The 16,222-nt window shown below is 71.7% G+C and carries 15 protein-coding genes and 1 pseudogene; 9 read left to right on the top strand and 7 right to left on the bottom strand.

What is annotated here, in order from left to right:
- Nucleotides 1–447, top strand: a pseudogene (locus QM634_RS06645) (allophanate hydrolase subunit 2 family protein); the annotation flags it as partial.
- A gap of 22 nt (nucleotides 448–469) precedes the next feature.
- Nucleotides 470–1,495 carry an oxygenase MpaB family protein gene (locus QM634_RS06640; RefSeq protein WP_415041983.1) on the top strand — a complete coding sequence of 342 codons (1,026 nt, stop codon included), beginning with the start codon at nucleotides 470–472 and terminating at the stop codon, nucleotides 1,493–1,495.
- Nucleotides 1,496–1,499: 4 nt separating this feature from the next.
- Here QM634_RS06640 and QM634_RS06635 read toward each other — a convergent pair whose 3' ends face one another.
- Together QM634_RS06635 and pdxH are read right to left on the bottom strand one after the other, a co-directional pair.
- Nucleotides 1,500–2,783 (bottom strand): MFS transporter, encoded by a 1,284-nt coding sequence (locus QM634_RS06635; protein ID WP_415041982.1) that lies wholly within the window; start codon nucleotides 2,781–2,783, stop codon nucleotides 1,500–1,502.
- A 2-nt stretch (nucleotides 2,784–2,785) separates the two neighbouring features.
- Complete coding sequence (pdxH, locus tag QM634_RS06630) at nucleotides 2,786–3,493, bottom strand: pyridoxamine 5'-phosphate oxidase (RefSeq protein ID WP_415041981.1); 708 nt, start codon at nucleotides 3,491–3,493, stop codon at nucleotides 2,786–2,788.
- A gap of 76 nt (nucleotides 3,494–3,569) precedes the next feature.
- Between pdxH and QM634_RS06625 the strand changes: the two genes are divergently transcribed.
- Genes QM634_RS06625 through nhaA form a run of 3 tightly spaced genes read left to right on the top strand, consistent with a single transcriptional unit; the run spans nucleotide 3,570 to nucleotide 6,489 of the window.
- Nucleotides 3,570–4,703: a citrate synthase 2 gene (locus QM634_RS06625; RefSeq protein ID WP_415041980.1), complete on the top strand. Its 1,134-nt coding sequence runs from the start codon at nucleotides 3,570–3,572 to the stop codon at nucleotides 4,701–4,703.
- Between the two features lie 8 nt (nucleotides 4,704–4,711).
- Nucleotides 4,712–5,260 carry a hypothetical protein gene (locus tag QM634_RS06620; RefSeq protein ID WP_415041979.1) on the top strand — a complete coding sequence of 183 codons (549 nt, stop codon included), beginning with the start codon at nucleotides 4,712–4,714 and terminating at the stop codon, nucleotides 5,258–5,260.
- Nucleotides 5,257–6,489, top strand: a complete 1,233-nt coding sequence (gene nhaA / locus QM634_RS06615; RefSeq protein ID WP_415041978.1) for a Na+/H+ antiporter NhaA — start codon at nucleotides 5,257–5,259, stop codon at nucleotides 6,487–6,489. Before QM634_RS06620 ends, nhaA begins: the two co-directional genes overlap by 4 nt.
- A 10-nt stretch (nucleotides 6,490–6,499) precedes the next feature.
- On the opposite strand, the gene QM634_RS06610 is transcribed toward nhaA, so the two are convergent.
- Genes QM634_RS06610 through QM634_RS06600 form a run of 3 tightly spaced genes read right to left on the bottom strand, consistent with a single transcriptional unit; the run spans nucleotide 6,500 to nucleotide 9,740 of the window.
- Nucleotides 6,500–8,125, bottom strand: coding sequence for an ABC transporter permease (locus QM634_RS06610; RefSeq protein ID WP_415041977.1), 1,626 nt, complete (start codon nucleotides 8,123–8,125; stop codon nucleotides 6,500–6,502).
- On the bottom strand, nucleotides 8,122–9,054 hold the full coding sequence (locus tag QM634_RS06605) for an ATP-binding cassette domain-containing protein (RefSeq protein ID WP_415041976.1): 933 nt from the start codon (nucleotides 9,052–9,054) through the stop codon (nucleotides 8,122–8,124). The genes QM634_RS06610 and QM634_RS06605 overlap by 4 nt, the downstream gene beginning before the upstream one ends.
- Nucleotides 9,051–9,740 carry a TetR family transcriptional regulator gene (locus QM634_RS06600; protein WP_415041975.1) on the bottom strand — a complete coding sequence of 230 codons (690 nt, stop codon included), beginning with the start codon at nucleotides 9,738–9,740 and terminating at the stop codon, nucleotides 9,051–9,053. The genes QM634_RS06605 and QM634_RS06600 overlap by 4 nt, the downstream gene beginning before the upstream one ends.
- 145 nt (nucleotides 9,741–9,885) lie before the next feature.
- On the opposite strand from QM634_RS06600, the gene serC reads away from it, so the two are divergent.
- From serC to QM634_RS06585, 3 genes are all read left to right on the top strand, one after another.
- The gene (gene serC, locus QM634_RS06595; RefSeq protein WP_415041974.1) at nucleotides 9,886–11,022 is read left to right on the top strand and encodes a phosphoserine transaminase; all 1,137 of its coding nucleotides are present in this window, start codon (nucleotides 9,886–9,888) and stop codon (nucleotides 11,020–11,022) included.
- Between the two features lie 73 nt (nucleotides 11,023–11,095).
- Complete coding sequence (sepH, locus tag QM634_RS06590; protein WP_415041985.1) at nucleotides 11,096–11,971, top strand: septation protein SepH; 876 nt, start codon at nucleotides 11,096–11,098, stop codon at nucleotides 11,969–11,971.
- A 60-nt stretch (nucleotides 11,972–12,031) separates the two neighbouring features.
- Nucleotides 12,032–12,649, top strand: coding sequence for a hypothetical protein (locus QM634_RS06585; protein WP_415041973.1), 618 nt, complete (start codon nucleotides 12,032–12,034; stop codon nucleotides 12,647–12,649).
- 13 nt (nucleotides 12,650–12,662) lie between these two features.
- On the opposite strand, the gene QM634_RS06580 is transcribed toward QM634_RS06585, so the two are convergent.
- On the bottom strand, nucleotides 12,663–13,517 hold the full coding sequence (locus QM634_RS06580; RefSeq protein WP_415041972.1) for a TrmH family RNA methyltransferase: 855 nt from the start codon (nucleotides 13,515–13,517) through the stop codon (nucleotides 12,663–12,665).
- Between the two features lie 18 nt (nucleotides 13,518–13,535).
- On the opposite strand from QM634_RS06580, the gene QM634_RS06575 reads away from it, so the two are divergent.
- Nucleotides 13,536–14,768, top strand: a complete 1,233-nt coding sequence (locus QM634_RS06575) for a GNAT family N-acetyltransferase (RefSeq protein ID WP_415041971.1) — start codon at nucleotides 13,536–13,538, stop codon at nucleotides 14,766–14,768.
- On the opposite strand, the gene QM634_RS06570 is transcribed toward QM634_RS06575, so the two are convergent.
- Complete coding sequence (locus QM634_RS06570; protein WP_415041970.1) at nucleotides 14,765–16,222, bottom strand: NCS2 family permease; 1,458 nt, start codon at nucleotides 16,220–16,222, stop codon at nucleotides 14,765–14,767. The two genes, QM634_RS06575 and QM634_RS06570, sit on opposite strands and share 4 nt — an antisense overlap.

Here is a 16,222-nt window from a genome sequence, read left to right as displayed (position 1 = left end):
GTCGGGACGGCCGCGCGCCGATGGCCGGTCGTCCAACACGCACCGCGACGGGCGAGCGCCGGCGGCGCGACCGTCCTCACCGCCGACGACGGTCCGCGGGCCGACCGCCTCGTCGACCCCGATGCGCTGTACACCGGCACCTGGACGGTGAATCCGGCGAGCAACCGCGTCGGGGTCCGCCTCGACCGCGTCGAGGGGCCGGCGCTCGCCCACCAGGCGCGGCTGCCCGAGCTGCCGTCGGAGGGCATCGCGCACGGGTCGATCCAAGTGCCGCCGGGCGGGCAGCCGGTCCTGTTCGGCCCCGACCACCCGGTCACCGGCGGCTACCCCGTCGTCGCGGTCCTGACGGCCGACTCGCTCGACGCGGCCGGGCAGCTGAGCCCGGGGACCACGGTGGTGCTGCGCCGACGGGCCGCACCCGCGGACGGGCCATTGACTCTCCCGTGAGACGGATTTAGACTTTCGTCTCATGACCGAGGTGCTCGAACCAGCCCAGCCCGTCACCGATCACACCCGCGGTGCCGGCGTCGACGACCTGCCGGGTCTCGGCCCCGATTCGGCGACCTATCGGTTCTTCGGGGACTGGCGCGGCCTGCTGATGGGCCTGTGGTCCGGCTCGATGCAGAACATGCACCCGAAGCTCGCCGCCGGCGTGTGGGAACACTCGGACTTCTTCGGCGAGCGCTGGGAACGACTGCTCCGGTCGGTCTATCCGATCGGCGGCGTCGTCTTCGACCCCGACCCGGAGACGACCGCACACCAGGTCCGCGACTACCACCTGACCATCAAGGGCCAGATGGACGACGGCGGGCGCTACCACGCCCTGGATCCCGACGTCTTCTACTGGGCCCATGCGACTTTCTGGTACGGCAACATCCGCTGCGCCGAGGCCTTCGGGCCGAAGATCACCGAGGCGGACAAGCGCCGGCTCTTCGAGGAGTCGCGCACCTGGTACGCGCGCTACGGCGTCTCGATGCGCCCGGTCCCGGACACCTACGAGGACTTCCTCGAGTACTGGGACCACATGTGCACCCGGGTGCTGCGCGACCACGCCGCGGTGCGCACCGTCCTGGACATCACCCAGCTGCCGCCCCCGCCGTTCCTGCCGTCGTGGACGCCGCGCTGGCTGTGGAAGCGGATGGCCGTCTCGGGCAACAAGACCTTCATGTGGCTCACCACCGGTCTCTACGACGAGCCGATCCGCGAGATGATGGGGCTGACCTGGAGCGCCCGCGACGAGAAGCTGTTCCGCCTGTTCGGCAAGACCGTCGACACCCTGATGAAGCTGGTCCCGCCGCGCTACCGGCGACACCCGCGCGCCCGCGACGCCGACGACCGGGTCGCCGGCCGCGTGCCGATGGACGCGCCCGTGCTCGAAACGCCCAAGCGGAACCTGCCCTCGGGCGCCGAGCGCGACAACCCGATCCACTACTGCCCGGTGCACGCCCAGCGCCGCGGCAACCTGCCCTGGCAGTCCAACGAGGTCGACGACTGACCGGTCAGACCTCCTCGACCGCCGGCCGGACCCGGTAGCGCACGAAGACCGGCACCGCCAGCGCGGCGACGATCGTCAGCACCACCACCGCCGCACCTCCGCCCGCTGTGGCGACCGCGGTCCCGGCCGCCGCCGCCACCCATCCGTGGCCCACGTCGGCCAGGCGCGGTCCACCGGCGACCACCACGATGAACACGCCCTGCAGGCGTCCGCGCACCGCGTCGTCGCCCGCCGACTGCAGCATCGTCATGCGGAAGGCCGAGGACACCATGTCCGCCGCACCGCCGACGACGAGCGCGACGACCACCACCGGCAGCATCGGCAACCAGGCGCCGTGCGCACCGAACAGCGCCAGGCCCGCCACCGCGACCGCGGCGCCCCACACGACGACGCACACCACGACGGCCAGGCCCTGACGGCTCACGCGCGACACCCACCCCGAGAACACGCCGCCGAGGACCGCGCCGAGCGGGATCGCCGCGAAGAGCAGCGCCACCTGCCAGCCGCCGTCGGTGCGCCCGCCGAAGTTCTCGTGCGCGATCTGCGGGAACAGGATGCGCGGCATGCCGAAGATCATCGCGATGAGGTCCACCACGAACGACATCAACAGCACCTTGTGCCCGCGCAGGTAGACCAGGCCGTCGACGATCGAGCGCAACCCGGCGGTGGGCCGCGCGCCCGAGTCGGCGTGTCCGGGCACCAGCGCCGGCAGCCGCCACACCGCCCACAGCGTCGCCAACAGCGACACGGCATCCAGCAGGTACATCAGCGAGAACCCGAGCACCGGCACCAGCACGCCGCCGAGCATCGGCCCGACGATGGCCCCGGCCTGCATCACCGTCATGTTCAGCGAGTTGGCCGCGGGCAGCTGAGCCAGCGGCAGGATGCGCGGCAGGACGGCGCTGCGCGTCGGTTGGTTGACCGCGAAGAAGGCCTGCTGCACGGCGAACAGCCCGAGCAGCACCCAGACGTTGTTCCACCCGGCGGCCGCCTGGACGAAGAACCCGACCGCGGTGACGATCAGACCGGTGGTCGTCACCAGCAGGATCTTGCGCCGGTCGAAGACGTCGGCGAGCGCCCCACCCCACAACCCGAAGCCGATCAGCGGAACCAGGCCGAACAGGCCGGTCAGCCCGACGTAGGCCGAGTTCTGCGTGATCGCGTAGATCTGCATCGGCACCGCGACGACGGTGAGCTGGGCACCGATGACCGTGACAATGTTCGCCACCCACAGGTGACGGAAGTCGTCGTTGGTCAGCGGCCGGGTGTCGGCCAGGAAGCGGCGCACGGTTACGGCTGCAGCCGTTCGACGTCCCACCCGGAGTCGGTGCGGACGGCGCGGACGCGGTTGTGCAGGCGGTCGGCCCGACCCTGCCAGAACTCGGCGTATTCGACGTCGACGAGGTAGCCGCCCCAGTTCGGCGGCACCGGGATCGGCTCGTCGCCGTCGATCCCGCCGAAGCGGTCGGCCACCGCCGCGACCTGCGCCTCCAACGCCGCCCGGTCGGCGATCGGCCGTGACTGTGCCGACGCGTAGGCGGAGATCTGCGAACCCCTCGGCCGCGAGTCCCAGTAGGCCGCTGTGGCCTCGGGGGCGACCGTGGTCACCGGTCCGTGGAAGTGAACCTGGCGCTCGAGCGCTATCCACGGGAAGGTCAGCGACGCGACCGGGTGGGCCGCGAGCGCACGCCCCTTGGCCGATTCGTAGCCGGTGAAGAAGCAGATCCCCGCCGCGCTGTACCCCTTGCACAGCACCGTCCGGGTGGCCGGCCGGCCGTCGGCGTCGACCGTCCCGACGACCATCGCATTGGGCTCGGGGATCTGCGCGGCGACCGCCTCGGCCAGCCAGCGGTCGAACAGGCCGAGCCACGGCGGATCACCGGTCAACCACGCCGGATCCAGGTGGGCGGCCACACCGTCGGCGCCGGCGGTCGCCGGACTGCCGTACCCGACGCGCATCGCGGCCAGGTTGAGCGGATCTTCGCGGGGCGGTTCCATAGGTGCCCAAGTTACTCCGGCGGAGCCTAGGATCGGATCCAGGCCCAGCCCCCTCTCCCCCGCCCCAGGAGCCCCCATGACCGCATCCGGTCCGACCGTGCCCGCGGACTTCACGCCCGGCCTCGAAGGCGTCGTCGCCTTCACCACCGAGATCGCCGAGCCGGACAAGGACGGCGGCAACCTGCGGTACCGGGGCGTGGACATCGAGGACCTCGTGGAGAACCGGGTCACCTTCGGCGACGTGTGGTCGCTGCTGGTCGACGGGCGGTTCGGCAAGCCCCTCGACCCGGCGCCGCCCCTCGAGCTCGTCACGCGCACCGGCGACGTGCGCGTCGACGTGCAGGCCGCCCTGCCGACGCTGGCACCGCTGTGGGGCTTCCAGCCGCTGCTGGACATCGACGACGACCGGGCGCGCGCCGACCTGGCCAAGGCGTCGGTCATGACGCTGTCCTACGTCGCCCAGTCCGCCCGCGGCGAGGCGCCGCCGGTGCCGCAGCAACGGATCGACGAGTGCGCGACCGTCACCGAGCGCTTCATGACCCGGTGGCGCGGGGAGCCCGACCCCAAGCACACCGAGGCGATCGACGCCTACTGGGTCAGCGCCGCCGAGCACGGCATGAACGCCTCGACCTTCACCGCGCGCGTCATCGCCTCCACCGGCGCCGACGTCGCCGCGGCGCTGTCCGGTGCGATCGGCGCGATGTCGGGCCCGCTGCACGGCGGCGCACCGGCCCGCGTGCTGCCGATGATCGCCGAGGTGGAGAAGACCGGCGACCCGCGCGCACTGGTCAAGGGCATCTTGGACCGCAAGGAGAAGCTGATGGGCTTCGGGCACCGCGTGTACCGCGCGGAGGATCCGCGCGCCCGCGTGCTGCGCGAGACCGCCCGTCGGCTGGACGTGCCGCGGTTCGAGGTGGCGGCCGCGCTCGAACAGGCGGCGCTGACGGAGCTGCGGGAACGGCGCCCCGACCGCGCCATCGAGACGAACGTGGAGTTCTGGGCGGCGGTCATCCTCGACTTCGCCGACGTCCCCGCGCCGATGATGCCTGCGATGTTCACCTGCGGTCGCTCGGCCGGGTGGTGCGCGCACATCCTCGAGCAGAAGCGGCTCGGACGCCTGGTGCGCCCGGCCGCGGTGTACACCGGACCCCCGCCGCGCCGCCCCGAGGACGTGCCCGGCTGGGACGACGTCGCCGCCGGTCGCGGCTGACGCCGCCGGTGTCGGTCACCATCGATTGGATCCCGCTCGGTGCGGGCGGGCGGGTGGTCGCGCGCTGCGGCCGCGTCTACGAGGCACTGGCGGCGCGACGCGATCGGCGCCCGCCGCAGCAGCTGGTCCACGCCGCCCTCACCGTCGAAGTCGACGGTCGACGCTGGGTCGTCGAGCAGGCGCCGGCGTGGGGCGGCCCGGCCGGTGGGCGCGGCGTCGTCGCGACGGGTCCGGTGGGGTTCGGCTTTCTGGGACGGGTTCGGCTCTTCCGCTACGAGGTGCGCTGCTGGCCCGACGGCACGATCGACGACCTCGGTGAGGCGATCGCCCGGCCCACGGTCAGCGAGGACGCCGACGCGGCCCGGCGGACACTCGCGGCGGTTCGTCGGGTGCCGGTGCACACCTGGGGCCGGCGGGCCGCGGGCACGTCGGAGATGTGGAACTCCAACTCGGTCGTCGCCTGGGCGCTGACGACGGCCGGCCTGGACGTCGCCCACGGCCCCGTGCCCGAGGGCTGTCGCGCGCCCGGCTGGGCGTCGGGGGTCGAGGCGGCATGACAGAGCCCGACGCCTTCACCCCCACCACCCGCGAGACACTGCGCGTCGTCGAGATCCTCCGCAAGGAGACGGTCGGCGGCTTCCTCCTCGTCGGCGCCGCGATGGCCGCACTGATCGTCGCCAACAGCCCGGCGCGCGGGTCCTACGAGCGGCTGCGCGACACCGTCGTCGGCTACGCCCCCTGGCACCTGGACCTGACCGTGGGCCACTGGGCCTCCGACGGCCTGCTGGCGGTGTTCTTCTTCCTGGTCGGGCTCGAGCTCAAACGTGAGTTCGTCGACGGCGAACTCCGCTCGCCGCGCACGGCCGTGCTCCCCGTCCTCGCGGCCTTCGGCGGGGTCGCGGTGCCCGCACTCGTCTACCTGTCGGTGAACCGCGGCGGTGCGGGTGCACACGGCTGGGCCATCCCGACGGCCACCGACATCGCCTTCGCCGTCGCGGTCCTGGCGGTGGTCGGGTCGCGGCTCCCCGCGTCGCTGCGCCTGTTCCTGCTGACGCTCGCCGTCGTCGACGACCTGATCGCCATCGTGATCATCGCCGTGGTCTACACCGAGCGGCTCGCCTGGGCGCCGCTGCTGCTGGCCGCCGTCCCCCTCGCCGCCTTCGCGCTCCTCGCGCACCGGTGGGCCGATTGGTTCGCCCGCCGCCAGTGGGCGGCGTGGACCGTCCTGCTCCCGCTCGGAATCATCGCGTGGGCGTTGGTGCACGCCTCGGGGATCCACGCGACGATCGCCGGCGTCCTCCTCGGTTTCGCCGTTCCGGTGTACCGGGGCAGCGACCACGGGCCCGGTGACGAGGGTCTGGCCGGGCAGTTCGAGCACCGATTCCGCCCGTTGTCGGCCGGGTTCGCGGTCCCCGTGTTCGCCTTCCTGTCCGCCGGGGTCTCCTTGGCCGGCGCGGGCTCGATGGGCGACACCCTCGGCGATCCCGTCGTGATCGGCATCGCCGCCGGCCTGCTGCTGGGCAAACCGATCGGCATCCTGGGCACCACGTGGCTGACGGTGACGGCAACCCGCGCCAAGCTGGCACCGGGTGTGCGGTGGATCGACGTCGCCGGCGTCTCGTTGCTCGCCGGGATCGGGTTCACCGTCTCGCTACTCGTCGCCGAGCTGAGCTTCCGCGGCAACCCCGAACACCTGGACCATGCGAAGATCGCGATCCTCGCCGCGTCGACCACCGCGGCCATCCTCGCCGGCACACTCCTGGCGGTGCGCAACCGGCGGCACTAGTCGCCGTCGATCAGGGGCCTTCGATGCCGCGTCGGGAGAACCGCCACACCCCGGCGACCGCGAACAGTACGGCGAGGGCGAGGAGGATCAGCACGGGCGGCCAGGACACGGCCTCCGACGGCACCGTGGGCAGGTGCGTGAACGGCGACAGGCTGCGCAGCCACGACGGGAGGCCGAAAAGCTCGCCCATCGGGCCGAGCAGGAAGGCGCCGACGACCAGCGCCCACCCGGCCCCGACCGTCAGCCGTGGCGCGGCGCCGTAGACCGCCACCAGCGCCAGTCCGAGGACGAGTGCCGCCGGGATCTGCACGGCCGCTCCGCGCACCGCGTCGGACAGCATCGTCGACCATTGCCCGGTCACGGCCCCGGCGCCCAGGCCCACCAGGAGCCCGGCGACCAGGAGTAGCACTGTGATGCCGACCGCGACGAGGGCGACCTGGTCGGCGAGGTAGCGCGTGCGGGACACCGGGGTCGCCAGGAGCACCTCGGTCCGACCCTGCGCCTCGTCGGCGCGGACCCGCGTCATGGCCGTCACCGCCCATGCGGCCGCCGCGAAGCCGAGGTAGGTCATGATCACGGCGAGGAACACCTTCGACAGCGCTCCGGGACCGCCGAGTTTGTGCAGGTAGTCGAGCATTTGCGGGTTGTCCGAGCTGAGCGAGGCGGCCGCGTTCACCAGCACTCCGATGAGCACGGCGAAGACACCGATGCCGATCATCCAGCCGAGGAAGGAGCCACGGTTGAGCCGTTCGACGAGGTGCTCGATCGAGGCGATCGATGACGACGGGGGCCCGGGGCGCGGCGCGACGAGGCCGCCGTCGAGGTCGCGGTGCCCGTTGACCCACGCCGCGGCGCCGACGCACGCGACGAAGAGGACCAGGCACCACACGGCCGGCCACCAGTCGCCGGCACCGAAGGGGTCCATCCGTTCGGCCCAGCCGACCGGGTTGGTCCAATGCAGCCAGGTGGCCCCGGTGGCGTCGCCGATGCCGCGCACCACGTAACCGCCCAGGACCACCGACACGGCCAGCAGATTCGCCAATCGGGCGGTCGTCGCAACCTGGGCGGTGAGCGCGGCCAACCCGGCGGCGGCCAGCGCGGTACAGGCGTACTGGGCGCCGACGAGCGCCGCTTGGTTGCCGGTGGCGCCCGCCGAGGACATCAGCCCCGCCATCGCGACGCCGACCAGGAGGGAGAACCCCGCGGCGACGAGCACCGCGGCGGTCGTCGGCGCGAGGCGTCCGGTGCGCGCGGCACGGACGAGTTCGACCCGGCCGAGCTCCTCCTCCTTGCGGGTCAGCCGTGTGACCATCAGGACCGCGCAGACGGCCATCGTCGCGATCATGAACAGCCCCGCGCGCCAGGAGGCGATGGCCGCGTTGGACTGCAGGTGGTCGAGCGGGCCCAGCAGGAGTTTGAAGGCGGAGTTCGTCGCGGCGCCCGCGGCGAGCGTCGCCCGCTCCTGCGCGGTGCCGTACATGGTCTTGATCGACGACACGGTCGCCGCGTTCATGAGCACCAGGACCACGACGGTGATCGGGGCGATGATGCGTTCGCGGCGCAGGTCCAGGCGGGTGAGCAGCCGCGTCGAGGCGAACAGCTCACCGCCCCTCGTCGGGGCGAGGGCCGCGGTCATCGGGCGCCCCCGACGGCCGACTGGTCCGAGTCGTCGTAGGCGTGCAGGAACAGTTCCTCCAGGCTCGGCGGCTCGACGAGCAGGCGGCTCACCGACAGCTTGCCCAGCGCCGTGGTCACCGCGTCCAGGCCGCCCTCGGCGACGGTGAACGACACCTCGGTGCCGCCGTCGACGACACTCGTCTGCAGGTCGTGCACCCCGTCGATCGCGCCCAGCGCGGCGGCCGGCACTCCACCGGCCACGGTCGCGCGGACCCGCGATCGCCGCAGGTGGCGCAGGTCGTCGAGGGTGCCCGACTGCACCGTCTTGCCCGCGCGGATGATCGTCACCGATTCGCACAGCTCCTCGACCTCGCCGAGGATGTGGCTCGACATCAACACCGCCGAACCGCGCCCGGCCGCCTCGGCGACGCAGTCCTGGAAGTGGCGGGCCATCAACGGGTCCAGGCCCGAGGTCGGCTCGTCGAGGATGAGTAGTTCGGCGTCGGCGGCAAAGGCGGCGATGAGCGCGATCTTCTGGCGGTTGCCCTTGGAGTAGGTGCCGCTGCGCTTGGTCGGGTCGAGTTCGAATCGACCGATGAGTTCGTCCTTGCGACTGCCGGCCGGGTCCACCCCGCGCAAGCGCAGGAGCACGTCGATGCACTCCCCGCCGGTCAACTGCGGCCACAGGCTGACGTCGCCGGGGACATAGGCGAGCCGCGCATGGATGCCCACCGCATCGGTGAAGGGATCCGCGCCGAACACCCGCGCCTGCCCGCCGTCGCGGCGATACATGCCCAGCAGGATGCGGATCGTCGTCGATTTCCCGGCCCCGTTGGGTCCGAGGAAGCCGGCCACCTCGCCCTGCCCGACGGTCAGGTCGAGCCCGTCCAGCGCCCGGACGGATCCGAACGTCTTGACCAGGTCGCCGACCTCGATCACGTTTGTCATGCGGTTCCTCCTTGTAGCGGTTCGTGCGGCACCGGCTTCCCGGCGGCGCGGCGGTGCTCGATCAAGCGGTCCATCACGTCGGGATCGGCACCGAGACCGTGCGCCGCGTACTCCACGCCGGCGACGGCGACGCGGTCGATGTAGCCCCGCAGGATCGCGACCGGGTCCGACCAGTCGGCCGGCGGGTGCAGCACGGTGTCCATCAGCAGCGCGCCCATCGAGATGTAGGCGAGATAGCGGGCGCGGCCCTCCTCGTCGATCGACGGCCGGAACTGTCCGGCGGCGACGCCCTGCCGCATGCTCTTCTCGGTCTGCGCGATGGTGCGCGCCATGATCGTCCGCGCGACCTCGCCGCCCTCGGCGACGGCGCGGAGCAGATAGAGGATCTGGGTCTGGCTGCGCTCGTCGCCCTCCAGGTCCGCCAGGTACGAGTCGTAATCGGCGCCCACCCCGATCAGCTGGCTCTTCTGCTCGGTGATGTCGACCAGGACCGCCTCGTCACACTCGGCGCGCAGGCCCGCCTTGGACCCGAAGTGGTGGATGACCAGTCCGGGACTCACCCCGGCGGCGTCGGCGATGGCCCGCACCGTGGTGGCGAACCCGCGGCGGGCGAACAGGTCGATCGCCACGTCGCGCAGTCGTGCTCGCGTCGTGCGGTCGTCGGGCCGGTCGTCGATTGAACTCATGTTCAATTCATTGAACGCCTGTTCAATGAATTGGTCAACAGGTCGGGCCTCGCTCTTCGCCGCCGAGACGGGCAAGGCCCGGTACGACCGTCGCGGCCCCGCCCGCGCAGAGACGACGACCCGGCGACCACTAGGATTGACGGTCATGACCGACACCGCGCAGATCACCATTCCCGCCGACCTGCTCCCGAAGGACGGCCGCTTCGGCTGCGGCCCCTCGAAGGTGCGTCCCGAGCAGCTGCAATCGCTGGTCGACACCGGTGCGTCGGTGTTCGGCACCAGCCACCGCCAGGCGCCGGTGAAGGACGTCGTCGGGTCGATCCGCGCCGGCCTGACCGAGCTCTTCTCGCTGCCCGACGGCTACGAGGTGGTCCTGTCCAACGGCGGCACCACCGCCTTCTGGGATGCGGCCGCCTTCGGCTTGGTGCGCAAGCAGGCGCTGAACCTCACCTACGGCGAGTTCTCCTCGAAGTTCGCCACCGTCACCAAGAAGGCGCCGTGGCTCGACGACCCGAAGGTCGTCTCGACCGATCCGGGCACCGCGCCGGACCCGGCCGCCATCACCGCCGACGACGCGGCCGGCGTCGACCTGATCGGTTGGGCGCACAACGAGACCTCGACCGGTGTCGCCGTCCCGGTGCTGCGCCCCGCCGCCGCCGGTGACGCACTCGTCGCGATCGACGCCACCTCGGGCGCCGGCGGCCTGCCCGTCGACGTCTCGACCACCGACGTCTACTACTTCGCCCCGCAGAAGTGCTTCGCCTCCGACGGCGGCCTGTGGGTCGCGCTGATGAGCCCGGCGGCCCTCGAGCGCGTCGCCGAGATCGCCGCGTCCGACCGCTACATCCCCGAGTTCCTGTCGCTGGCCACCGCGGTGGAGAACAGCCCCAAGAACCAGACGTACAACACCCCGGCCGTCGGCTCGCTGCTGCTCTTCGCGAACCAGATCGACTGGATGAACTCGAACGGCGGGCTGGACTGGTGCGTCGCGCGCACCGGCGATTCCAGCTCGCGGTTGTACTCGTGGGCCGAGAAGACCTCCTACACCACGCCGTTCGCCGACGAGGCGCACCGCAGCCAGGTCGTCGGCACCATCGACTTCGACGACTCGGTCGACGCGGCGGCGGTCGCCAAGGCGCTGCGCGCCAACGGTGTCGTCGACACCGAGCCGTACCGCAAGCTCGGCCGCAACCAGTTGCGCATCGGCATGTTCCCGGCGATCGACCCCGACGACGTCACGGCGCTGACCCAGTGCATCGAGTACGTGGTGGAGCGCCTCTAACTGCGTGTCCGGCCTCGGTGCGGTGCGCTTTGCACTAACCTGGGGCTCACCGATGTCACCCGAGGAGAAGCAGATGCGGGAGCTGCGCGTCACCAGCGTCGACGCCGACGCCAGCTATGTCATCTGCGTCGACACCGAGACCGGCGACAAGTTCAAGATTCCCGCCGACGACCGCCTGCGCGCCGCGGCCCGCGGTGACGTCACGCGCCTCGGCCAGATCCAGATCGAAATGGAATCGGCGCTGCGCCCGCGCGACATCCAGGCGCGCATCCGGTCCGGCGCCACCGTCGAGGAAGTCGCCGCCGAGGCGGGCACCACGGTCGACCGCGTGCAGCGCTTCGCGCACCCGGTGCTGCTCGAGCGCGAGCGGATCGCCGAACTGATCCGCGAGGCCCATCCGATGCGCGAGGACGGACCGGCCCTCGCCACCCTCGGCGAGGTCGTGGTCACCGCACTGCGGGCCCGCGGGATCAACCCCGACGTCGCCGTCTGGGATGCGTGGAAGGCCGACGACGGCAACTGGGTCGGCCAACTCAGCTGGACCGCCGGACACACCGAGAACCACGCCCACTGGCGCTACACGCCCGGATCGCAGGGCGGTACCGCCGAGGCGCTGGACAACCCCGCCGACGAGATTCTGCACCCGGAGGCCGGTGCCCGCCACCAGCTGCAGCCGGTCGCCGATCCCACTCCGGCCGTCACCGTAAGCGCCGAGGACGTCGTCGGCGCCAAGCCGGTCGCCGAACCGGCGAATCCGCCGAAGCACGCCCGCAAGGCCGCCCCCAAGCGCAAGCCCGCGGCGAAGCAGACGCCACCACAGCAGCCCGAGCCGGAGGTCGGTCAGCCCGCCGAGGAGCAGGCGCCCAAGCGCGGCCGCAAGCAGCGCAAGCCCGAGGTGCCCGGCTGGGAAGAAGTCCTGCTCGGCGTGCGCAGCACGCCCAACCAGTAGCGTCGGCGATTCACCCGACCTTCCTCCGGTGCCGACCGCGCACACGCTAACGTCTACGCCATGAGCGCACCCCAGAACCCGTACGGACCCGGCGCCCCGGTTCCCCCTCAACCCGGTCAGCCCGTCCACCAGCCGCCGGCTCAGCCGGGGTACGGGCAGCCGCCCGCACAACCCGGGTTCCATCAGCCGCCCCAGCCGGGGTACGGACAGCCGCCGGTTCAGCCCGGATACGGGCAGCCGGCCTACGGTCAGCCGGGCCAGCAGCCGCCTCCCGGTGCGCTGGCGCAGGGTCTGCAGCTCACCACCAAGTTCTTCCCGCTCGCCTGGATCCTGTTCCTGCTGAAGCCGAAGATCGAGATCAACGGCCAGCCGATCCCCGGTCGGTGGGGCGTCAACAGCATCCCGCTGCCGCCCGGCCAGCACCACGTGCACGTCCACGTGCCGTACCTGCTGCCGCCGCGGATGGGACCGGCCGACATGCTGGTCACCATCGCACCCCAGCAGAACGTCCCGATGGAATACCGGGCGCCGATGTGGGCGTTCAGCAAGGGCTCGATGGGCCCGGCGCCGCAGTCCTACAACGGCGTCGGCCTGACCATCGCGATGATGGTCGTGCCGTTCCTGCTGTTCCTGCTGCTGTTCATCCTGCTGATCGCCAGCGGCCCGTCCGGCTACTGACGGTGCCCGCCGACTACCGGCGGGCCAATTCGTAGAAGGCGATCGCCGCCGCGGTGGCGACGTTCAGCGAGTCGGTGCCCCGGCTCATCGGGATACGGGCCCGCACGTGGCTGCTGCGCATCGCCGCGGCGGTGAGGCCGGGTCCCTCCGCACCCACCAGGAAGGCGACGCGGGCGGCGTCGGCGACCGCCTCCGCCAGCAACGGCACCCCGGGGTCGGGGGTCAGGGAGACCGTCGTGAAACCGCGCTCGGCCAACAGGTCCAGCTCCGCGGGCCACTGCGGCAGCTTCGCGAAGGGCACCAGCAGCGCGTGCCCCATCGACACCCGCACGCAGCGACGGTAGAGGGGATCGGCACACCCGGCGCCGAACAACACCGCGTCGACGCCGAGCCCGGCGGCGTTGCGGAAGATCGAACCGATGTTCTCGTGGTCGTTCACCCCCTCGAGGACGGCCAGCACCGACGCCCCGTCGACCGCCTGCGCGACCGTCAACTCGGCGGGGCGGCGCGCGACGCCGAGCACCCCGCGGTTGAGGTGGAAGCCGACGATCTGCGCCATCACGTCGGCATCGGCGCGGAAGAACGGCACGGCGGCGGGGTCGTCGGTCGGGATCAGGGTGTCTGAGAGTTCGCCGAGTCGCCGGTCGACGCCGAGGAAGGCGTGCGGTGCGAATCGCGACGCGACCATCCGGCGGGCGACCAGCACACCTTCGGCGATGACGAGCCCCTTGCCGACGCGGCCGCCGGGGAGCACGGGCAGGTCGGGACGGCGGTCGACCGAGTTGAGGTCGCGAAAATCGTCGACGCGGTCATCGGCGGCGTCGTCGATGTCGACGATCCGCACCGGAAGGCTGGGGGAACCGGACACCACCGATACGGTAGTCCCATGGCCTCCGAACACCGTCTTCAGTTCCGCCACGCCGTCGACGACGACTGGCCGGAGATCTTCGCCGCTGACGCGCGCGCCTTCGGCAGCGACGCCCCGCGCGACGACGCGCTGAAGGCGAATGAACGTGGGCGCATCGCCAACGAGGACGTCGTCATCGCGCGCGACCCGGCGCTGCCGGGCGAGCCGCTCGTGGGCCAGGCCATGTACTACCGCTTGGCGATGTCGGTGCCCGGCGGCGCTCGACTGGACTTCCCCGGGCTGACATGGGTCTCGGTGGCCGCCACCCACCGCCGCCGCGGCATTCTGCGCGAGCTGCTGACCCGCCTGCGGGCCAAGTGGCACGCCGAGGGCCACCCGATCGCCGCGTTGTGGGCGTCGGAGGGGACGATCTACGGCCGCTTCGGCTTCGGCCCGGCCCTGTTCGCCGATGACGTCCGCATCGACGACCGGCAAGAGATGCGCATCCCGGCTCCGAAGCAGTCGCAGGTGCGCTACGCCACCGCCGACCAATTCATCCAGGTCGCACCCGCCCTCTACGAGCGCTGGGCCGACGTGCACCCGGGCGTCATGCTGCGCGACGAGCTGTGGTGGGAGGACTACCTGCTCGACGACCGTCCGTCGGCGCGGCCGTTCACGACCGGCGATCGGCAGTACCTGCTGCACCCCGACGGGTATGCGACCTACCACCTCGACTCGACCGCCCCGGGCCTTCCCGCGGCGCGGATCGAGGAGGTCGTCGCCGCCACCGACGAGGCACACACCGAGCTCTGGCGGGTCCTGTCCTCGCTGGACCTCGTCGTCACGACCACCGGCACCCTGCCGGTCGGCGACCCGCTGCGCTTCAAACTCGTCGACCTGCGCGGGGTGAAGGTGGTCGACCACTACGACACCCTCTGGGTGGCGATCCTCGACGTCCCCGGCGCCCTGCGGGCGCGCACCTACGCCCGCGACCTGGACACCACCCTCGTCGTCGACGACCCCGTGGGCGAGGCCGGCGGCAGCTACCGCCTGCACATCGCCGACGGCACCGCGACGGTGACCGAGGGACCGGGCGGCACCGGCGAGATCGCCTGCGCCATCACCGATCTGGGCAGCCTGTACTTCGGCGGGGTCGATGCGCGCTCGCTGGCCGCCGCCGGTCGCGTGCGCGCCAGCTCACCCGAGCTGCTCACCGCCTTCGCCGACGTGTGGCGCACCGCCGCGCATCCGGCGACCGGCGTCGACTTCTAGGTCAACAGCTCCTGGATCGGAGCGCGGGCGAAGTACACGACGAACACGGCTGCGACGGCCCACAGGATCGGGTGGACCTCCCGGGCCTTTCCGCGCGCGGCGGCCAGGACCGTCCAGCTGATGAAGCCCAGGCCGATGCCGTTGGCGATCGAGTACGTGAACGGCATCGCGACGATCGTCAGGAAGGCGGGCAGTGCAAAGTCGAAGCGGGTGAAGTCGATGCTGCGGATCTGACCGATCATCAGTGCGCCGACGACCACGAGCGCCGGGGCCACCGCCTCCAGCGGCACGACCTTGTAGAGCGGCGTGAAGAACATCGCGGCGAGGAACAGCCCCCCGGTCACGATGTTGGCCAGACCGGTGCGGGCCCCCTCGGCGATTCCCGACGCCGATTCGACGAACACCGTGTTCGACGATGCCGAGCCCAGTCCACCGGCGATTGCGCCGGTGCCCTCGACCGCCAGCGCCTTGCCGATGCCCGGCAGCGTCCCGTTCCCGTCGGCCAGACCGGCCTCCTTGCCGAGCCCGGTCATGGTGCCCATCGCGTCGAAGAAGTTCGAGAGCACGATGGTGAACAGCAGGATCGACGCGCCGATCGCCGGCGCCGCGATGACGTGGGCGGCGGTGCCGTGCTCGGTGAAGGCCCCGAACAGGTCGACCTTCCCGACGAGCGAGAGGTCGGGCAGCCCGCCCACCGAGTCGGGCAGTTTCGGCGTGTTCAGCGCCCACCCGCCGGGCTTGGCGGTCGCCTCGATGATCATCGCGAGGACCGTCGTGACGACGATGCCGATCAACAGCCCGCCCGGCACCTTGCGCACCGTCAGCACACCCATGACCAACAGGCCGATCGCGAACACGAGGACCGGATAGGTGGCGATCGACCCGGCGTCGCCCAGCTGCACGGGGACGGTGGACTTGGCCGAATCCGGCACCCGGGTGACGAACCCGGCGTCGACGAAACCGATGAAGGCGATGAAGGCGCCGATGCCCGCCGCGATCGCGGCCTTCAGCTCCGGTGGCACCGCGTTGAACACCGCGGTCCGAAAGCCGGTCACGGCCAGGACGACGATGATCACGCCGTCGAGGACCACCAGGCCCATCGCCTGCGGCCACGTCACCTGCGAGGCGACGCTCACGGCCAGCAGGCTGTTCACCCCGAGCCCGGCGGCGAAGGCAAACGGGAAGTTGGCGACCAGGCCGAACACGATGCACATCACGCCGGCGACCAGCGCGGTCACTGCGGCGACCGCCGCCATCGGCAGCACGTTCCCGGCGATGTCGGCATTGTGCGCCTTGCCCGGATCACCGCCCAGGATGATCGGGTTCAGCACCACGATGTAGGCCATCGTGACGAAGGTGACGACGCCGCCGCGCAGTTCGCGCAGCAGCGACGACCCACGGTCGGAGACTCCGAAGAACCGATCGATTCGGGACACTGCACCGGGCGCGCTCAC

Source organism: Gordonia sp. (in: high G+C Gram-positive bacteria), assembly GCF_047606305.1.
Taxonomy (GTDB): Bacteria; Actinomycetota; Actinomycetes; order Mycobacteriales; family Mycobacteriaceae; genus Gordonia.
Note: the sequence above shows the minus strand (reverse complement) of the source record. Positions and strands in the feature narration are given on the sequence as shown.